This is a genomic window from Pseudomonas nitroreducens NBRC 12694, from assembly GCF_002091755.1.
GTDB classification, from domain to species: domain Bacteria; phylum Pseudomonadota; class Gammaproteobacteria; order Pseudomonadales; family Pseudomonadaceae; genus Pseudomonas; species Pseudomonas nitroreducens.
Genome location: NZ_BDAI01000006.1, coordinates 247,482 through 264,995, shown reverse-complemented (window position 1 = coordinate 264,995; position 17,514 = coordinate 247,482). Strand labels below are relative to the sequence as shown.

Sequence of the window (17,514 nt, the reverse complement as noted above, 5' to 3'; positions counted from 1 at the left end):
AAGACCCCTGGTCAGCTTCGCTGGCCGGGGGTTTTGCTTTGCGCGCGGGAAAGTCTGGTTCGCCTGGGTTGGCACGGCCGCTCGGTTTCCAGAGTATTCGAGACAATTTCCGGGCACCGAATCGGAGGTTGTGTCGTCTACAATAGCGACAAATTTTCCCTGAGTGCCTACATGCCCGAAGTCGAAGGACATGCCTTGCAGGATCTGCCTCTGGAGGAGCTGACGGCTTGCCACGAGTGCGACCTGCTGATGCGCCGCGAGCCTGTTCCGTCAGGGCATCGCTCCGTTTGCCCGCGCTGCGGCTATGAGCTGGAGATCCATCGTCCCCATATGATCCGGCGTGCGCTGGCCCTGGTGCTGACGGCACTGTTGCTCTATATCCCGGCGAATTTCCTGCCGATCATGCACATCACCATTCTTGGCCAGACCAGCATGGACACGGTATGGAGCGGCGTAATCGGTTTGTACGAGTCCGATATGAAGGGCGTCGCGGTCCTGGTCTTCCTCTGCAGCATGGTGATCCCTCTGGCCAAGTTGCTGTGCCAGCTGTTTGTCCTGCTGACCATACGTTTCAAGGTCTGGCGCGACCAGGGGATGTTGTTGCTCCGCGGTTACCAGCACCTGCGCGAGTGGGGCATGCTGGAGGTTTACCTGATGGGGATCATCGTTGCCATCGTCAAGCTGATCGACATGGCCGAGTTGCATGTCAGTGTCGGCCTGGCTTGCTTCATCGGGCTGCTGTTCACCCAGGTGTGGCTCGAAGTGACCATGTCCCATCATCAGGTCTGGGGTGAACTGTCCGGGGAGTTCGATGATGCGAGCCATTGATGCCGATATTCTGGTTTGTGGCGAATGCCATCAGCTCAATCGCCGTGAAGTGGATGACGAGACCCATTGCAGCCGCTGCGGTGCGCTGGTGCATGAGCGACGCCCGAACAGCCTGACACGCACCTGGGCCCTGCTGATCACCGCCGCGGTGCTCTACATCCCGGCCAACCTGCTGCCGATCATGACGGTCAACTTCCTCGGCAACGGTATGCCCGCCACCATCATGGAAGGCGTGGTGGAGCTGATCAATGCGGACATGCTGCCGGTCGCGGCGGTGGTGTTCATCGCCAGCATCCTGGTGCCGACGTTCAAGCTGGTGGGCATTGCCCTGCTGCTCTACTCGGTGCAGCGACACCAGCCGATGTCCGCCAAGCAGCGCATCATCATGTATCGCTTCATCGAGTGGATCGGCCGTTGGTCGATGCTCGACATCTTCGTCATCGCGATCCTGGTGACGTTGGTGAACTTCGGCAATCTGGCGAGCATCGAGGCGAACCTCGGTGCAGCCGCCTTTGCCTGCGTGGTGGTCCTCACCATGCTGGCGGCAGTGACTTTCGATCCCCGGCTGATCTGGGATAACACGGACGCGGAAAACGACGATGAGTGATCTCCCCAAACCCAAGATGCGCAAGACCACCAACTGGTCGGCAATCTGGATCCTGCCATTGATCGCGCTGGCGATCGGTGCCTGGCTGGCCTGGCGTGCATACGACCAAGCGGGGATCGTGATCAACATCCAGTTCGAGAGCGGCGAGGGGATCCAGGCCAACAAGACCGAGGTGATCTTCAAGGGGATCGGCGTCGGCAAGGTGGTCGACCTCCACGTCAACCAGCCCACCCTTGGCGTCACGGCAACCGTGGAGATGCGCAAGGAGGCTGCCGAGTACCTCAGCAAGGGAACGCGTTTCTGGCTGGTCAAGCCGCGCGTCTCGATAGCCGGCGTCACCGGGCTGGAGACCCTGGTATCGGGCAATTACATCGCCATCGATCCGGTGAAGGGCGAACAGCAGAAGGACTTCACCGCGCTGAAAGAGCCGCCGCCGCTGTCCGACTCCCTGCCGGGCCTGCACCTGACCTTGAAGGCCGAGCGCCTCGGTTCGCTGGAGCAGGGGAGCCCGATCTACTACCGGCAGATCCAGGTTGGCCAGGTGAAGAGCTACCGCCTGGCGGAGGACCAGAAGACCATCGAGGTGAAGGTCCACATCGAGCCGGCCTATGCCAACCTGGTGCGCAAGCACACACGTTTCTGGAACGCCAGCGGCATCACCCTGTCCGGCAGCCTCAGCGGCCTGAAGCTGCGTACCGAGTCGCTGGCGAGCATCGCGGCCGGCGGTATCGCCTTCTCGACGCCTGACAATTACCCGGACAGCCCGCCCACCGACCCGACCAAGCCGTTCCGCCTGTATGAGGACTTCGACGCGGCTCAGGCCGGCCTCAGCGTCAAGGTGAAGGTCAGCGACGTCAGCGGCCTGACCCCGGGCAGTACGCCGGTGATGTACAACGGCGTGCAGGTCGGCACGGTGAAGAGCATCGACATGGACAAGGATTTCAATGGCGCCACCGCCACCTTGTCCATGGACCCGCGCACCGAGGACTTCCTCAACAGCAAGACCGAGTTCTGGATGGTCAAGCCGAGCATTTCGCTGGCGGGCATCACCGGGCTGGAGGCGCTGGTGAAGGGCAACTACCTGAGTGTGCGATTCGCCAGTGGCGGCGATCCGACCCGTGACTTCGTCATCCGCCCGAAGGCGCCCCCGTTGAATCTCGACTCGCCGGGCCTGCACCTGGTACTGACCACGGATCAACTGGGTTCGCTGGAGGTCGGTACACCGATCCTCTACCGCCAGATGAAAGTGGGCAGCGTGCAGAGTTACCAGCTCTCCCGCCGTGACCCCTCGCGGCTGATCATCGGTGTCCATATCGAGCCGGAGTACGCCAAGCTGGTGAACACCTCGTCGCGCTTCTGGAACATCAGTGGCGTCACCATCAGTGGCGGTCTGGACGGGATCAAGCTGAAGAGCGAGTCGCTGCAGACGCTGATCGCTGGCGGCATCGCCTTCGATACCCCGGACCCGAAGGCTGCGCCGGTGACCAAGGTGCGCCGCTTTGCGCTGTACGACAGCGAGGACGATGCGCACCTCAAGGGCCAGATCATCGACCTGCGCGCCGATACCGCGGATGGTCTGAAGGAAGGCACCGTCCTGCGTTACAAGGGCCTGGAGGTCGGTCGCGTCGAGCAGGTCGATCTGAGCAAGGATCTGCAGTCCGTGCAACTGAAGGCGCGCCTCACCCGGGGAGCGGATCGCATCGCTCGGCAAGGCACACGCTTCTGGGTAGTGGGCCCGCAGGTCGGTCTTTCCGGCGTATCCAACCTGAGCACCATCGTCAGTGGCCAGTACATCGAAGTGTTGCCGGCGCCCAAGGCCGGCCAGGCGCAGACCAGCTTCAGCCTGCTGGGCGGCGAACCCAACCGCCTCCTGGATGCTGACGGCCTGCGCCTGACCCTGAGTGCGTCTCGACGGGGTTCGCTCAAGGCCGGGGTTCCGGTGACTTACCGCGAGGTGCAGGTCGGGAAGGTTACTTCGTTCGAGCTGGGCGAGACGGCGGACCGCGTGCTGGTCCACATTCTCATCGAGCCACGTTATGCGGCGCTGGTGCGGACGGGCAGCCGCTTCTGGAATACCAGTGGCGTCGGTGTCGACGCAGGTTTGTTCAAGGGAGTGAAGCTGCGCACGGAGTCGATGGAAACCATCCTCTCCGGCGGCGTGGCCTTCGCGACACCGAACAACGACGAAATGGGTTCGCCGGCCAAACCCGGGCAGACCTTTGCGTTGTTCGACGAGTACGACGAGAAGTGGCTGGACTGGGCGCCGAAGATTCCGCTGGGGAAGGCGAACTGAGTTTCAGACGTACAGGAAAAGGGCCGCATCAGCGGCCCTTTTCATTCTACGCGTGCGGTGGATGCACGAGCAGCATTTGCAGGGTGGCTTGGTGCGCACCGGTACCCATCAGCATCGTCGCTGGAGGCATGGGTATCGGATAGGCTTCGGCGTTATGCGGTTCGCGAGCAAGCTCGCTCCCACAAGTGCAGGGCCACGCAGAGTCGGAAAGGAAAAAGCCCCGCATGGCGGGGCTTTTTCGTTAACGCTGCGAGAGCATCACGCCGGTTCGGCGCTGGCTTCCACGTCGTTGTGCGCAGCCTTTTCTGTGTCGCGCCGGCGGATGTACTTCCAGTCCGCCTCGTCGATGTAGATACCGTTGGGACCGCTGCCGCCCTCCAGGTCGATGGCCACCTGCGCCGACACCTGGGGCTTCACGCTCGCCAGGATCGGCACGAAGCCCAGTTGCAGGCTGGTCTCCAGCAGCGCCGACTGGTTGCGTTCGTCGATGTCCGCCGCCTCGTCGAGGTAGTAGGGCAGGCGCACGCGGCCGGCCTGCTCGCGGTCCATCAGGTGCAGCAACAGGTACATGTTGGTCAGCGCCTTGATGGTCATGGTGGTGCCGTTGGACGCGGCGCCGTCGATATCGGTGTGCATGATCGGCTGGCCGCCCAGCTTGGTGATCTCGAACGCCAGCTCGAACAGGTCCTTCAGGCCCAGTTGGTTGTTGTTCGCCGCCACCAGGCGCGACAGGTAGTCCTTGGCTTCCTCGTTCTTCGCATCCTGCTCGGCGCTCTGGGTCAGGTCGAAGACGGAGAGGTTCTCGCCCTCTTCGTACTGGCCGGCGCTGTGGATGATCTGGTCGATGTGCTTGAGCGCGTCCTTGTTGGGCGCCAGCACGATGCGGAAGCTTTGCAGGTTGGATACCTGGCGCTTGTTGATCTCGCGGTTGAACAGCGCCAGTTGGTGTTCCAGGTTGTCGTAGTCGCTGCGGATATTGCGCAGGGTACGGGCGATGTCAGTGACGGCTGCACGGCGCGCCTTGGCCAGGGTCATGGCTTCGTCGGTGCGGTGTGCGTAAGCGTTGATCAGCAGTTGCAGGCGACGCTCCGGATCATCCTCGCTATCGAACTTGGCCACGCCCTTGAGGCGCACCTGGGCGTACAGCGCCTCGATCTGACCGTCCACGCGCTGCAGCGATTGCCAGGTGTCCTGATAGTCGTTGAGCAGCGGCAGTAGGTTGTCCATGGAGTCGTCGACCGGGTCCATGAACGGGATGCCGAAGGGCAGGTTGGCCGGCAGCAGCTGGCGACGGCGCAGGGCGTCGTCGAGGGTGCGTTGCTTGGCTTCCATGTCGGCCAGTTGGCGGCCGATCAACTGCAGCTTGGCGGAGAGCTGCTGGACGCGTTCGGTGAAGGCGTCGGCGGAGCGCTTGAGCTCGTCCTGGGTGGCTTCCAGCTGGGCGAGCTGCTCCAGCTTGGCCGGCTCTTCGGCGTTGAGCGTCTGGCTGCGACGGAAGTCTTCCAGCGCCTTCTGCGCATCGAGCACGTCCTGATAGAACTTGTCCGCTTGCGCTTTGCTGGCGTTGCGGTCGGCGGCCACGGCCTGCTGGGTCTTGAGCTGCTTGAGCTCCTTCTCCAGGCGCTCCTTCTGGTCGCGCAGCGCGGCGCGGTCGGCCAGGGCCTGCAGGGCCGGCGGCTCGATGGTTGAAATGTCGATGGAGAGGCCGGGCACTTCGAAGCGCTCGCCCTTGAAGGCATCGAGGATCTTCTCGACGCTGCCGACCCACTGGCCGGCTTCGTCGAGGTCTACGCCTTTTTCGCCCAGCGGCAGGCTGAACAGCGCGCCGTTGAACAGACGCATCAGACGCTCCACGTCCTGCTGGGAGAATTCCTCGCGCAGGCGGGCATAGCTGTTGTTGTCGGCGTGCTCGAGTTGCTGGCGAACGCCCTTCAGGCGTTTTTCCAGATCGCGCATGCGTTCTTCCAGGTCTTCGCTGGAGAACTGCCGGGAGTGCGCCAGGGCGCCGGCCAGTTCGTCGTGAGCGTCCTTGGCGGCGAGCAGTTGCTGCTCCAGGACCTTGACGTCATCGACCAGCGCGAAGCGGTTCTTCAGCACGGCGAGTTCGCCCATCCAGCGCTGGATCTCGCTGATCTCGCGCTCCAGGCGCATCAGCTCGGCGGTGCTGCCGCGCTGCTCGTTCTGCAGGCCGTCCTGCTCGCGCTTGTAGTGCTCGGCCTGGATGACCAGCTCTTCCTTGCGCGCGCCGGAATAGTCTTCCCAGGTGCCCAGCAGGTTATCCAGCAGCGGCGAGAGGCGGTGCATCTTGCCGCGCAGCAGTTCGCGCTGCTGCACGCCGTTGGCCAGGGCCTCGACCAGCGGGCCGGCGGCGACCAGGGCCTGGTAGTCACCTTCCATGCGGCGTACGTCGCGGAAGGCTTCCTCGCAGGCGGCGATGTAGTCGACGCTGCCCGAACGCAGGCTGTGCTCGAAGGCATCGAGGAACAGCTGCTTGAGCTTGGCCGCGGTGATCTCGCGCATGTGCAGCAGGTTGATGAACAGCGAGCGGAAGGTCTTCAGGCTCTGTTCGCTGGTGGAGCGCAGCGGGATCAGGGTCAGGTCCAGCGGGATCGAGGTGTGGCCGCCGACCAGCAGGCGACGCAGCTCGTCGGGCTTCAGTTCATAGGACTTGATGCCCTCGCGCTCAAGGTTGGCATACAGCTCGCGCAGGCGCAGGCAGGTGCCGTTCTTCTGGTAGTGCTCCAGGTCCAGCTCGCCCTGGTAGGCGAAGAACTGGTGGCCGAAGCCGCCGCCTGGACCGCGGCCGCCGACGCCGATCACATGGCGGCCGTTGGGCAGGTCCAGCTCGATGAGGATGTAGCTGGTGTCGGTGGCGAAGTAGAACTTGCGCGAGGCTTCCAGGCTGTACTTGCCGAAGCTCATGTCGGACATGCGCGCGAGGATCGGGAACTGCAGCGCGTTGATCGACGCCGACTTGCCGAGGTTGTTCGCGCCGTACACCGACAGTGGCTGTTCCAGCGGGAAGATGCCGAGGCTGTAGCCGGCGGTGTTGAGCAGGGCGAAGCGGCGGATGCCGTAGCGTTCCTGGGTCATGCCTGGGCCTCCTGTTCTTCGGCGATGGCGCGGGCGAGGGCGTCTTCTTCGCTCTCTTCTTCCGCGACGGCAGCGGGTTCGTCGATCACCACGATGGCGTCTTCGCTGTCTTCCAGCGGTTCGTCGGCGTAGGACTCGAGGATCACCACCGGCTCGTCGTCTTCTTCCATCAGCGCGGGCGCGGTGAACTGCATTTCGCTGGCGTACAGGTTGCTGGCCAGGTCGCGGTCCTGCTGGACCGACAGGCAGACGTCGAGGAAGCGGTGGATGGGCGGCAGGAAGCGGTACACGCCGTTGTCCTCGGCGGCGAAGCCAAGCTGGGTGAGGCGACGCATGACCTTCTCTTCCAGTTCTTCCTGGGTGGTCACCTCGGCCTGCAGGAACAGGTCGCGGTACTTCTCCAGCAGCGGCGGCAGTTCGTCGCGGCCGATGCTGCCGCCGTCGAGGACGGCCAGCGGGTCGCGGCCCTGGTCGGCGAGGTGTTCGACCAGGATGAAGGTGAACAGTGCCAGGCGCTGGGCGGTCTTGTTCACCTGGGCGCCGGTCTGCTCGGGAACGAAGTAGTAGAAGCCGCGGGTATCGCAGACCAGCTCGTAGCCCAGGCTGCGGAACAGCGCGCGGTAGGCGTCCTGCTGGTTGGACAGCTGGCTGTACAGCTCCGGATCACGGCGGCTGATGTGGAAGCCCTTGAACAGCTCGCGGAAGATCGGCGCGAGCTGGGTCATTTCGGTGAGATTAATCTGCATGCGATTCGCTCTTGCTGTCCTTGCCAGCGGTCGGGCCGGCGATCAGGGCGAAGGAGCACAGGCTGACGCTGTGCTGGAGAGTGTCGTATTGGGCCCGCTCAAGGCGGTCGCGCTGGAAGCGGGCATCGCGCGACAGGCGCGAGAACCAGTAGAGCAGTTCGTCGGTGGCGCCTTCGGGTTCCTGCTCCAGCAGCCATTGCATCAGGTCCGGCAGGGGCAGCGCGGCCTGGCAGCGGTCGAGCATTTCCCGCGCGGTGCGCGGCGAACGCTGCGGGCCGTCGTTCTTGCGATTGCCGCTGGCCTTGGGGAAGTGCGCCGGCTTGGGCTGGAAGTTGGCGAGGGCGAAGACGTAGCTCTCGACCTGCGAGGCGGTGCCCAGGAAGTTGCTCTGTGGCCGGGTGAACATCGGCATCGCCGCCTGCGGCACTGCGTCGATGCCCTTGCGCCGGATGACTGACAGCGCCAGGGCTGCGCCGCGGGTGATCGCGTTATGCCGGCGCGCTTCCTCGCGCAGCGGCAGCAGCAGTTCGCGGGCGCGGCGCAGGGTGAGCTGGGCAGTGGTCTGCATCTCCAGGATACGCGCGTGGGTGCGCAGCAACTGGTCGTCGTCCACCAGTTGGCCCAGGCGTGCCTGTTCGCTGAGCAGGCGTAGCAGCACCTGTTCCACGCGGTGCACGCCCTGTTCGAAGGCGCCATCGGCGGAGACCAGCTGGATCATCGGTTCGACGTATTCGTCCCAGGTTGCCAGGACTTCGGCATAGCGCTGGCGCAGCGGAATCTGCCGGTCCTGGGTCTTGGCCCGATCGGCCACGGCGACCAGCGCCTGCTCGTCGTTGGCGAGCTTCTTCAGCACGTCGCGCACGCGCATGTCGAGCAGGCGCAGTTGCCGGGCAAGGTCGTTGCCGTCGCGTGCCTCGAAAGCCTCGCGAATGTAGCCGGCGAGGCGCTCGAGGTGGCGCAGGTAGGCTTCGATCTCCAGGCACAGGCCCAGGCGGTGCTCCTGGCGCAGGTAGGCGAGGAAGTCGTGGATCTGCGCGTTCAGCTCGAAGCGGTTGGGGCTCTTGGCCACCGGGACGAGGATGTCCAGGCGGACCCACTGGTCGAGCAGGGCGGTGATGTCCACCGGGGTACTGTCGGGCAACTGGCTGGTGAGCTGGATACGCAGCTCCACCAGGCTCAGGGTGCCGGCGTCGAAGCGCTCGCACAGCGGTTCGAGCAGCACCCAGTGTTCGGCGAGGGCGCGGAGTACGCGTCGTGGGTCGATCATCGGCTTGGTTGGGCCCGGAATGAACAAAGGGAGCGATTGTACTGCAAAGGTCCCCCCCTGGCCGACAGGGTGACGAAACGCGTCAGTTTGCGACCGCGACAGCGCCCAAGGTGTGCGCTGGTTCACGGAAAATCAGGGCTAACTCACTGAATTTTCTGGCAAGTTTTTTGCCATAGCCTGTTATCAGAGCCGGGATATCGAAAGGCTGATCGCTGCCATGACCTACGACGCCGCACTTGCCAAAGCCCGCTGGGCCGAACTGGAACGCCAGAACGACCTGGACTGGGACCTGGATGCGATCACCGATCGCAACGAAGCCATCGCATTCCTGCAGCGCTTCGAAAATCGCTTGTGCATCTATTCGTCGTACGTCGAGAAGCTCTACAGCAACTACAGCTTCGTGATCCCGGAGAGCCAGGAGGGTGGCATCACCATCCTCCCGGACGAGCAGGCCTGGTTCGATACCTTCCACGATATTCCGGCCGAGGCGGTGGAGCCCACCGGCATCCATATCCTGCCCGGCGAGACGATGGGTTACAGCGGCCTGTACCTGAAGATTCCGGGCGAGCACCGGCTGGTGGCATCGCGGGAGTTGCCGTTCCAGGATGGCCTGAAGCTGCTGATCAACCGTTACCGCATGCGCGGGGACATCTTCCTGCCGGTACTGGTGAAGGGCGACCTGCGCGAGTATGAGGCGCGCATGCCCTCGCTGCATCTGCACCGCTTGAACACCGCCAAGCTGCAGGCCCAGTCGCGGCTGAACCTGGATGCCATCAAGGGCGCCATCGCCGAGCATCTGATAGGTCTGTTCCGCCATCACTGAGCTTTCGGGCGCCCGAAGCTGTCACCCGGGTGTGACGATGGGTAACAACCTGGCCCGGACTTTCCTTTCCTCGTCTATCGTTCGAGGTGATTTACTCGACTATGGGTCGGCCCGCCGTGGCGGGTGAATTCCTATAGTGGCATCACGGCGCCGAGTCTCGACCTGTTTTCCGGCTCGCCTCGCCCGATGAATAACAACTAGGCGCTCACTCGACGTGCGCCAGGAAAGGAGAGTGCCATGCATCAGTCCTCCGGTCCGCTCATGCGTGCCCTTGCCTTGCTCTGCGGCGGCCTGCTGGCCTTTTCCGCTCAGGCGCGCATGCAGTCGATGGACGATGATGAGCTGTCCGCCATCTCCGGCCAGGGCGCGATGCTCACCGTCGACGCTTCCACCTACCAGAACTACCAGTACACCCGGCTCAACTTCGGCGCCGACATCAGCCTGCTGACCAACATCGATCAGTTGAGCCTGGGCAACTACAGCCGCACCGGCTCGACCACCGTCTCCGGCCAGCCGGCGGATATCCTGATCAACAACTTCGCCCTGGGCAGGGTCGACAACGCCAACTCTCCCGACGCCAAGGTGGTGCCGTTCCAGATCCAGGATCCGTACGTCGAGTTCGCCTTCCAGACCAACAACGGTGTGCGCCAACTGGTGGGCGCGCGCGTCGGTTTCGGCAAGGCGCAAGGCGATCTGTCCGGCGACATCCTGTCCCTTACCGGCAACCTGCAGGGGCAGATCTACGGGCCGGCGTCCATCGCCTACGACTATTACACCCGCAACGGCTGCCCGAATCTGATCAACTGCCTGGCGCTGGCCGTGGCCGGGGATACGCCGGTGTACGCCGACGTGGTGCTGCTCAAGGCCGGCACGGGCGAGGCCACCATCAACGGCCAACCGATCAACCGCGCCACGCAGATCGGGATCGCCAAGGGCGACTCGCTGCATTCGGATGCTGGCGGCCTGATTGCCGCGCTGATCCCGACCCTGTCGACCACCAACAATTGCCAGGCGCTGGGCCTGACTACCTGCTTCGACCTGACCAACTACAAGACGATCTATATCGGCAAGCCGGGCTCCACCGACATCAATACTGGCGCCCAGGGCATCTTCTTCTCCCTGCAGAACCAGAACGTGCCTTGGCAGGACCTGGCCAATGCCGGCAACTTCGTCAATACCCAGTCCGGCGCCTTCGCCAACTTCCCCAAAGTGGGCTCCGGCGCGGATTCGGTCTATCCGATCCTGATCAACCTCTACGATGCGTTGCGCGGCCTGCCCCGGCAGTCCACCTGCATGGGCGCGCAAGCGTCAGGTTGCTGAGATGAGGAGTGCTGAGATGAGCTGGCGCGCCGCGTTGTTCGCCTGCCTCGCCGGCTGCCTGGTCAGCCTCCCGGCGTTGGGCATGAAGGCCCTGGATGATGAGCAACTGGAAGAAGTCAGTGGCGCCGGCCTGGGCTTCTTCATCGACGGCTTCAGCTACGACCAGGCGACCGCCACCTCGAAGATAACCGGCGTCAAGAACAGCGCCAACCAGGACGTCCAGGTCGATATCACCGGCGCCTACATCAAGGGCGCCGGCAGCCAGCGCGGCACGCTGGACACCAAGGCCTACCTGGGCACGCCCATGCACCCCTTCACCCTCGGGCCGATCAAGTACAAGGCCGGGCTGAACATCCCGGCCAACCAGGAAGCGCTGCAACTGATGACGCCGACCTGGACCGACCCGATCAACGACACCCACAAGTTCGGCCTGTGGTCGTACTACCAGGGCTGCCTGTATGGCGACGCCGGTTGCACCAACCCGGCCCAGGCGACCAACAAAGTCAATGCCGAGCTGAGCGCGCTGAAGACCCAGCGCGACACGCTGCTCACCACGTATTCGAACAACATGGTAACGCTCAAGAGCGGCATCGACGCCGACATGGTGGTGGTCAACCAGCGGGAGACCCAGGTCGATGCGGCCCAGGCGGTGCAGAAGACCAACTACAACACCATGAACACTCGTTACACCTCGGCGCCTGCCCAGGTCTGCGGGCTCTGGTGCGTGGACCGCCCGGCGCTGGGGACGAAGTACGACTGCGGCATCCTCGCCGCCTGCAACAACAACACCGCGGTGAAGAACTACAACGCCTCGGTGGACACCTACAACACCAGCACCAGCGACCTCACGGCTGCCCAGCAGAACCTCAGCGCCGCCTGGAACGTCAGCCGCAACGGCGTCACCCTGAGCCAGCGCGCCAGCGACTACGACAAGTTCGTCCAGCTCTGCGGCGCCCAAGGCGGCAGCGCCACCACCTGCGTCAGCGGCACCATTACGCGCACCGAGAAGAACGTCTCCACGGTGCAACTGGTGGCCGGCGCCATGCAGAGCTCCTCCGGCACCCGCATCCAGGGACTGGATATCGGCATCGCCACCAAGTTCACCCTGCCCAGTACGGCCTACAACAGCAACGGATCGGCTGGCGCAACCACCTCGCGTACGGACTTCTTCTCCATCGCCCTGGAGAACTTCACTCTCAACGGCTCCTACCTCAACCTGTGGGGCGACGCCGCCGGGCTCAAGGCCTCCATGAGCCTGCAGATGTATGCCGACAAACTGATCATCGCCGGCTGCGAGAACTGCGCCGACAGCAACAAGGTGGTGGCCAAGAATGTCTACTTCGACCTCAACCTGGGCGACGCCAATTACCAGCCGGCAACGCTCTCCGTGGCCAGCAACGGTGACCTGGTGCTCAGTGCGCCGGGCGTTACCTGGGCCAACCACGAGGCCTTCTACCAGAACGTTCAGAAGAGCAATATCAGCATCGGAAACCTGAACATCAGCGGCACCGATGTCGGTTCCCAGGCCATTCGCGGCCTGCGTATCGACTACTTGAATGTCCGCACCGTGAACCTGCCGCGCTAGCGCAAGAGGAGACTCGCCGTGAACAGCGCACGACTTCCGCTTCTGGCAACGCTGCTGCTGGCCGCCACCACAGCCCACAGCGAGATGCGCGGCCTGGACGACAGCGAAATGGCCGATGTCAGCGGCCAGGACGGCGTCAGCCTGAGTGTCAACTTCAATCTTGCCGCCAACACCGCCGATACCCGCTGCACCGGTGGCTGCGGTGCGCGCCTGGCGATCCAGCCGCTCAACAGCACCGGCTATATCGTGCTGGACAACATCAAGGGCACCTTCAGTTTCGACGGCATGTCCATCGACATGGTGACCATCAACAATGGCTTCAACGGTGACGGCGCGCTGTTCAACCGCCAGGCCATGAAGATCGGCCTGACCAACGCCAGCGCCACCAACCTGCAGTTCACCCTGGGCGGCGCCAACCAGGGCAAGGTTTCCGGCAGTGGCCTGCAGCAGACCAACCTGCTCACCTACCAGGCTACCGGCGCGGTCAAGCTCACCGGCAACGTCTACGTCTTCGGCACTCCGTAAGCGAAACGCACGGGCTCTCCGCCCGCCGGCCTTTCCCCCCAGCGCGTTTCACGCGACAATCCCGCCTCGTCGTGTCGGCCTGCTCGCGCAGGCACCACCCACAGGTAAACGCCCCTTGATCGAAGAAGCCCGTCGCCGTGCCTACCTTGGCGCCATGCAGGTCGCCAGTTGGCTGCCGCGCGTGGTACTGCCGTTCGCCGCTCCGTCGCGCCCGGAGTTGCTGGAAACGCCTGCGCCCGTCGTAGCCGAGCCGATTGCTCCTGCGTCCGTTGCGGTGGCTCGCGAGGCCGTCGCCCCGGTTGCCGCCCCCGCGCCTGCTGCACCGGCAATGCCTGCAGAACCCGGCTCGATCGCTGCGCGCCTGCTGCCCAAGGTCGGCGCTGCGGCCAAGCCGGCTGGCGCGGTCAAGGCCGAAGATCCGGCCGAGGCGGAAGCCGAACCGGCTGTCCGCGCGCCGATCGCGCCGCCGCCACGCTTCGCCCTGCAACTGCTGCGTGCCGGCGAATGCACCGTGCTGGTCGAACTGCCCACCGGCGAGCCGCTGGCCAGCCGCGACCCGGCCTACCTGCTGCTCAAGGACCTGCTGCGCGCCGCCGGCCTGCCGGACAGCCCGCAACTGATGGGCGAGCCGGTACGCTGGCCGCTGTTCTCCCGCGGCAACATGGACCAGGGCCCGCAAGCCGCCCGCGAGTTCGTCCAGGGTTTCGTCGCCGCGCGGCTGGAGGAGGGCGCCCCGTGTTCCTGCCTGTGGCTGGTCGGCATGCCCGCCGTGCGCTTCGCCGGCGAGGGCGATGAAGAGTCCCTGCTGCGCGAGCTGCAGGTCGAAGGCCTGGGTGTGGCCTGGGCACTGCCGGGCCTGGAGCGCCTGGCCGAAGAACCCACTTTGAAAGCCGACCTCTGGCGCGCCATGCGCCGAGTGCGGCAACGCTGGATGAGTCAGGCACCTGCATGAGCGACGCTGTTTCTTTCCGCCCGATGACCGAGGCGGACCTCGATGCCGTACTCAAGATCGAATACGCCGCCTTCAGCCACCCCTGGACGCGCGGCACCTTCGCCGATGGGCTGAAAAGCTATGAATGCTGGGTGATGTTCGAAGGTTCCCAGCAGGTCGGCCACGGCGTGATCCAGCTGATCCTCGATGAAGCGCACCTGCTCAACATCACCGTCAAGCCGGAGAGCCAGGGCCGCGGCCTGGGGCTGGCGCTGCTGGAACACCTGATGAAGCGCGCCCACGAGCGGGGCGGAGTGGAATGCTTTCTCGAAGTCCGCGCCTCCAATGGCCCTGCCTATCGCCTTTACGAGCGCTACGGCTTCAATGAAATCGGTCGTCGCCGCGATTACTACCCGGCAGTCGGCGGCCGTGAAGACGCGCTGGTGATGGCCTGCACGCTGGTCGACTGAGCGCCCACCACGCGGGCTTCTTTGCACTGACCAGGACGCAGGATGGGGGGGCGCGAAGCGACACTTATCAATCGGTGCGCCTGTGGCATGGGTATCGCTCTGCGCCACCCATCCTACGAGAACTTCCCCGACTCCCCGCGACCCCGCACGCCGGAATCCAGGAGTGCCTGGGAGCGGACTCTGTCCGCGATCATCTCCCCGCCGCACTGTTCGTTCCGACCCGTCCAGATCACTTCCATTCCGGGATAGCCCAAGCTAGAGCCCTCGACATTTCATCCCCCGCAAAGCCTGGAAATTTCCCACGATTCGGGTTTCTCCGAGGGCGATTCCTGGCTTACGCTTAAGCCCAATAACAACAAGAACATAGGGTCGCAGACATGAATCGCAGCGATGTGATCGTGGTGGGCGCCGGTATTTCGGGGCTGACCGCAGCCTGGCGTCTGGCGCAAGCCGGGCAACGGGTCAAAGTGATCGAAGCGAACAAGCGCGTCGGTGGGCGCACCCTCAACCATCGCTTCGCCAGCGGCGAGGTGGTCGAGGTGGGCGGCCAGTGGGTCGGCCCTACCCAGGAACGCATCCTTTCCCTGCTGGCCGAACTCGGCCTGTCGACCTATCCGCAATGGAACCAGGGCGACAACCTCACTCTCTTCGGGAATCGCCTGCGGCCCTATCGCGGCGCTATTCCGAAGCTTCCTCCCTATGTTCTGCTCGATGTCCTTCAGGCTCATGTACGCCTGGACCGCATGGCACGGGAAATCCCCCTGAGCGACCCCAGCCTGCACCCCAAGGCCGAGCTCTGGGACAGCCTCACCTTCGCCGAATGGCTGCGGCGCAACGTGCGCACGGCCACCGGGCGCAAGGTCTTCGAGCTGATGAGCGGCGCCGTGCTCGCCGCCAGCCCCCATGACCTCTCGTTCCTCCATGTGCTGTTCTACATCCACAGCGGCACCAACCTGGATACCCTGCTGGGCGTCGAGGGCGGCGCCCAGCAGGACCGCATCCACGGAGGCTCCCAGCGGATCAGCGAAACACTCGCCGAGCGTATCGCAGACGTCATCACCGGCGAGCCGGTGCGCACCGTGCGGCAGAACGGCAGCAGCGTCGAGCTGATCACCGACCGCGGTACGCACCAGGCCGCCCGTGTCATCTTCGCCGTGCCGCCCACCCAACTGCTGCGGATCACCCAGGAGCCGCTGCTGCCCAGCTGGCGCGACCAGTTGCTGCAACGCCTGCCGCAGGGCTCGGTGATCAAGTGCATGGCGCTCTATGACACCCCGTTCTGGCGCGACAAGGGCCTCTCCGGCCAGGCCACTAGCGAGATCGGCCCGGTCCGCCTGACCTTCGACAATAGCGTCCCCGACTCCGGACGCGGCGTGCTGCTGGGCTTTATCGAAGGCGACGAAGCGCGCCAGTGGAACGCCCGGCTTGCTGACGAGCGCCGCGGCCAGGTGCTGGAGTGCTTCGCCCGCTACTTCGGCGAGCAGGCGCTCCAGCCGAAGGATTACGTGGACAAATCCTGGGCCGAGGAACCCTTCGCCCGGGGCTGTTATGCCGCCCTGTTCCCGCCGGGACTGTGGAGCAGCGGCGCGGCGCGCCTGCGCGAACCCTACGGGCGTTTGCACTTCGCCGGCACAGAAACGGCGACGCGCTGGATGGGATATTTCGACGGAGCCGTAGAGGCCGGGGAGCGTGCGGCGCGGGAAGTGCTGGGCGCGCGGGAAGATCACGGGGAGGAAGACTATGTGCGACACCTTGGTATTGCGTAGCGGCGGGGCCACCTGGTTCGCCAAGAACAGCGACCGCGAGCCTGCCGAAACGCAACGCCTGATCCGCCTGCCTGCTGTGAGCGGCGACAGCGCGGCCAAGGTGCGCACCACCTATCTGGAGATCCCCCAGACCTCCCATCGCCATGGCGTCATCCTCAGCCAGCCGGCCTGGCTGTGGGGCGCCGAGATGGGCGTCAACGACAAGGGCGTGGCCATCGGCAACGAAGCCGTGTTCACCAGACTGACCCAGCGCGACGGCGAAGCCCTGCTCGGCATGGACCTGCTGCGCCTGGGGCTGGAGCGCGGCAGCAGCGCCCGCGAGGCGTTGTCGGTGATCACCGGACTGCTGGAGCGCCATGGGCAGGGAGGACCTGCCGGCTATCGCAACAAGCGCATGCGCTACGACAACAGCTACCTGATCGCCGACCGCGACGAAGCCTGGGTGCTGGAAACCGCCGGGCGCCTGTGGGCGGCGAAGAAGGTCGAGCGCTGGGCGATCTCCAATGCCCTGAGCCTCGGCCACGAGTATGATCTCGCCAGCCCTGACCTGGAAACCCAGGCGCGCCGCTTCGGCTGCTGGAATGGCCGCGGCGATTTCCACTTCGCCCGCGCCTTTGATGGACGCGTGCTGCCCTGGGTTGCCGGTGCCCACCAGCGCCGCCAGCTCAACGAAGACTTTCTCGCCCACTGCCCGGCGAAGGTCGACTGGCTGGCGCTGGTTGTCGCTCTGCGCAGCCACGGTCACCGCGGGCATCGCTTCGACCTGCACGACAACCGGCAGATCTGTCTGCACGCCGGCAGCTTCTGGCGCCCCTCGCAGACCACCGCCAGCCTCATCGCCCGGCTCGACGGTGAATCTCCGCGCCTGGCCGCCACCGGCACATCTGCACCCTGCCTGTCCATGTTCCAGCCGCTGGGTTTCGAAGAGCGCGCCGGGGAAGGTCTGCTCAGTCTCGAAACCGACGCCGTGGAGGACTCGCTGTGGTGGCGCTTCGAGACTGTGCACCAGCGCGCCCTGGCCGATCTCGGTTTCGCCGATGCCTTGCGCGCCGGCCACGGCTGGCTGGAAACCGAGTTGCTCAGTGCCCTGGATCGGCGCACGCTGGACTGGCCGCGCCTCGCCGCCGAAGGTCAGGCCTGGCATGACGCCTGGTACCAGCTGGCGCTGCAGCAGGCGCCGCGTCCACCGCGCTGGTGGCGGCTCAACGCCGTGCACTGATGCCGCTTGTCAGTCACGCCCGCGCTGCGTAAGGTGCCGCC

General features: G+C 64.8%; 14 protein-coding genes. 11 read left to right on the top strand and 3 right to left on the bottom strand.

The window, feature by feature from the left end; genetic code table 11:
- Window positions 1–171 precede the first annotated feature (171 nt).
- Genes PNI01S_RS18465 through PNI01S_RS18455 form a run of 3 tightly spaced genes read left to right on the top strand, consistent with a single transcriptional unit; the run spans window position 172 to window position 3,728 of the window.
- The gene (locus PNI01S_RS18465) at window positions 172–828 is read left to right on the top strand and encodes a paraquat-inducible protein A (protein WP_024766605.1); all 657 of its coding nucleotides are present in this window, start codon (window positions 172–174) and stop codon (window positions 826–828) included.
- Window positions 815–1,435: a paraquat-inducible protein A gene (locus PNI01S_RS18460; RefSeq protein ID WP_024766606.1), complete on the top strand. Its 621-nt coding sequence runs from the start codon at window positions 815–817 to the stop codon at window positions 1,433–1,435. The genes PNI01S_RS18465 and PNI01S_RS18460 overlap by 14 nt, the downstream gene beginning before the upstream one ends.
- Window positions 1,428–3,728: a PqiB family protein gene (locus PNI01S_RS18455; RefSeq protein ID WP_024766607.1), complete on the top strand. Its 2,301-nt coding sequence runs from the start codon at window positions 1,428–1,430 to the stop codon at window positions 3,726–3,728. Before PNI01S_RS18460 ends, PNI01S_RS18455 begins: the two co-directional genes overlap by 8 nt.
- Before the next feature lie 258 nt (window positions 3,729–3,986).
- Here the strand turns inward: PNI01S_RS18455 and mksF are convergent, their stop codons facing one another.
- The 3 genes from mksF to mksB are packed head-to-tail and all read right to left on the bottom strand — an operon-like array spanning window position 3,987 to window position 8,834.
- Complete coding sequence (gene mksF / locus PNI01S_RS18450; RefSeq protein ID WP_024766608.1) at window positions 3,987–6,821, bottom strand: Mks condensin complex protein MksF; 2,835 nt, start codon at window positions 6,819–6,821, stop codon at window positions 3,987–3,989.
- Window positions 6,818–7,567: an Mks condensin complex protein MksE gene (gene mksE, locus PNI01S_RS18445; protein ID WP_084358775.1), complete on the bottom strand. Its 750-nt coding sequence runs from the start codon at window positions 7,565–7,567 to the stop codon at window positions 6,818–6,820. Before mksE ends, mksF begins: the two co-directional genes overlap by 4 nt.
- The gene (mksB, locus tag PNI01S_RS18440; RefSeq protein WP_084358774.1) at window positions 7,557–8,834 is read right to left on the bottom strand and encodes an Mks condensin complex protein MksB; all 1,278 of its coding nucleotides are present in this window, start codon (window positions 8,832–8,834) and stop codon (window positions 7,557–7,559) included. Before mksB ends, mksE begins: the two co-directional genes overlap by 11 nt.
- 217 nt (window positions 8,835–9,051) lie before the next feature.
- On the opposite strand from mksB, the gene PNI01S_RS18435 reads away from it, so the two are divergent.
- The 8 genes from PNI01S_RS18435 to PNI01S_RS18400 all read left to right on the top strand — a co-directional run bounded on the left by PNI01S_RS18435 (window position 9,052) and on the right by PNI01S_RS18400 (window position 17,473).
- Entirely contained in the window at window positions 9,052–9,657 is a 606-nt protein-coding gene (locus PNI01S_RS18435) for a hypothetical protein (RefSeq protein ID WP_037011960.1), read from the top strand.
- Between the two features lie 237 nt (window positions 9,658–9,894).
- The gene (locus PNI01S_RS18430; RefSeq protein ID WP_065327298.1) at window positions 9,895–10,977 is read left to right on the top strand and encodes a hypothetical protein; all 1,083 of its coding nucleotides are present in this window, start codon (window positions 9,895–9,897) and stop codon (window positions 10,975–10,977) included.
- A gap of 16 nt (window positions 10,978–10,993) precedes the next feature.
- Entirely contained in the window at window positions 10,994–12,562 is a 1,569-nt protein-coding gene (locus PNI01S_RS18425) for a hypothetical protein (RefSeq protein WP_024766612.1), read from the top strand.
- A gap of 18 nt (window positions 12,563–12,580) precedes the next feature.
- On the top strand, window positions 12,581–13,087 hold the full coding sequence (locus tag PNI01S_RS18420) for a DUF6160 family protein (RefSeq protein ID WP_024766613.1): 507 nt from the start codon (window positions 12,581–12,583) through the stop codon (window positions 13,085–13,087).
- 115 nt (window positions 13,088–13,202) lie between these two features.
- Window positions 13,203–14,039 (top strand): hypothetical protein, encoded by an 837-nt coding sequence (locus PNI01S_RS18415; protein ID WP_024766614.1) that lies wholly within the window; start codon window positions 13,203–13,205, stop codon window positions 14,037–14,039.
- Entirely contained in the window at window positions 14,036–14,488 is a 453-nt protein-coding gene (gene rimI / locus PNI01S_RS18410) for a ribosomal protein S18-alanine N-acetyltransferase (RefSeq protein WP_024766615.1), read from the top strand. Before PNI01S_RS18415 ends, rimI begins: the two co-directional genes overlap by 4 nt.
- A gap of 377 nt (window positions 14,489–14,865) precedes the next feature.
- Window positions 14,866–16,254: a flavin monoamine oxidase family protein gene (locus PNI01S_RS18405; RefSeq protein WP_024766616.1), complete on the top strand. Its 1,389-nt coding sequence runs from the start codon at window positions 14,866–14,868 to the stop codon at window positions 16,252–16,254.
- Entirely contained in the window at window positions 16,229–17,473 is a 1,245-nt protein-coding gene (locus PNI01S_RS18400; protein ID WP_084358773.1) for a C69 family dipeptidase, read from the top strand. Before PNI01S_RS18405 ends, PNI01S_RS18400 begins: the two co-directional genes overlap by 26 nt.
- Window positions 17,474–17,514: the final 41 nt, after the last annotated feature.

Excerpts from the sequence above, each read along its gene's own strand:
- PNI01S_RS18465 (WP_024766605.1), top strand. The coding sequence starts at position 172 with ATGCCCGAAGTCGAAGGACATGCCTTGCAGGATCTGCCTCTGGAGGAG.
- PNI01S_RS18460 (WP_024766606.1), top strand. The coding sequence starts at position 815 with ATGCGAGCCATTGATGCCGATATTCTGGTTTGTGGCGAATGCCATCAG.
- PNI01S_RS18455 (WP_024766607.1), top strand. The coding sequence starts at position 1,428 with ATGAGTGATCTCCCCAAACCCAAGATGCGCAAGACCACCAACTGGTCG.
- mksF (WP_024766608.1), bottom strand. The coding sequence starts at position 6,821 with ATGACCCAGGAACGCTACGGCATCCGCCGCTTCGCCCTGCTCAACACC.
- mksE (WP_084358775.1), bottom strand. The coding sequence starts at position 7,567 with ATGCAGATTAATCTCACCGAAATGACCCAGCTCGCGCCGATCTTCCGC.
- mksB (WP_084358774.1), bottom strand. The coding sequence starts at position 8,834 with ATGATCGACCCACGACGCGTACTCCGCGCCCTCGCCGAACACTGGGTG.
- PNI01S_RS18435 (WP_037011960.1), top strand. The coding sequence starts at position 9,052 with ATGACCTACGACGCCGCACTTGCCAAAGCCCGCTGGGCCGAACTGGAA.
- PNI01S_RS18430 (WP_065327298.1), top strand. The coding sequence starts at position 9,895 with ATGCATCAGTCCTCCGGTCCGCTCATGCGTGCCCTTGCCTTGCTCTGC.
- PNI01S_RS18425 (WP_024766612.1), top strand. The coding sequence starts at position 10,994 with ATGAGCTGGCGCGCCGCGTTGTTCGCCTGCCTCGCCGGCTGCCTGGTC.
- rimI (WP_024766615.1), top strand. The coding sequence starts at position 14,036 with ATGAGCGACGCTGTTTCTTTCCGCCCGATGACCGAGGCGGACCTCGAT.
- PNI01S_RS18405 (WP_024766616.1), top strand. The coding sequence starts at position 14,866 with ATGAATCGCAGCGATGTGATCGTGGTGGGCGCCGGTATTTCGGGGCTG.
- PNI01S_RS18400 (WP_084358773.1), top strand. The coding sequence starts at position 16,229 with ATGTGCGACACCTTGGTATTGCGTAGCGGCGGGGCCACCTGGTTCGCC.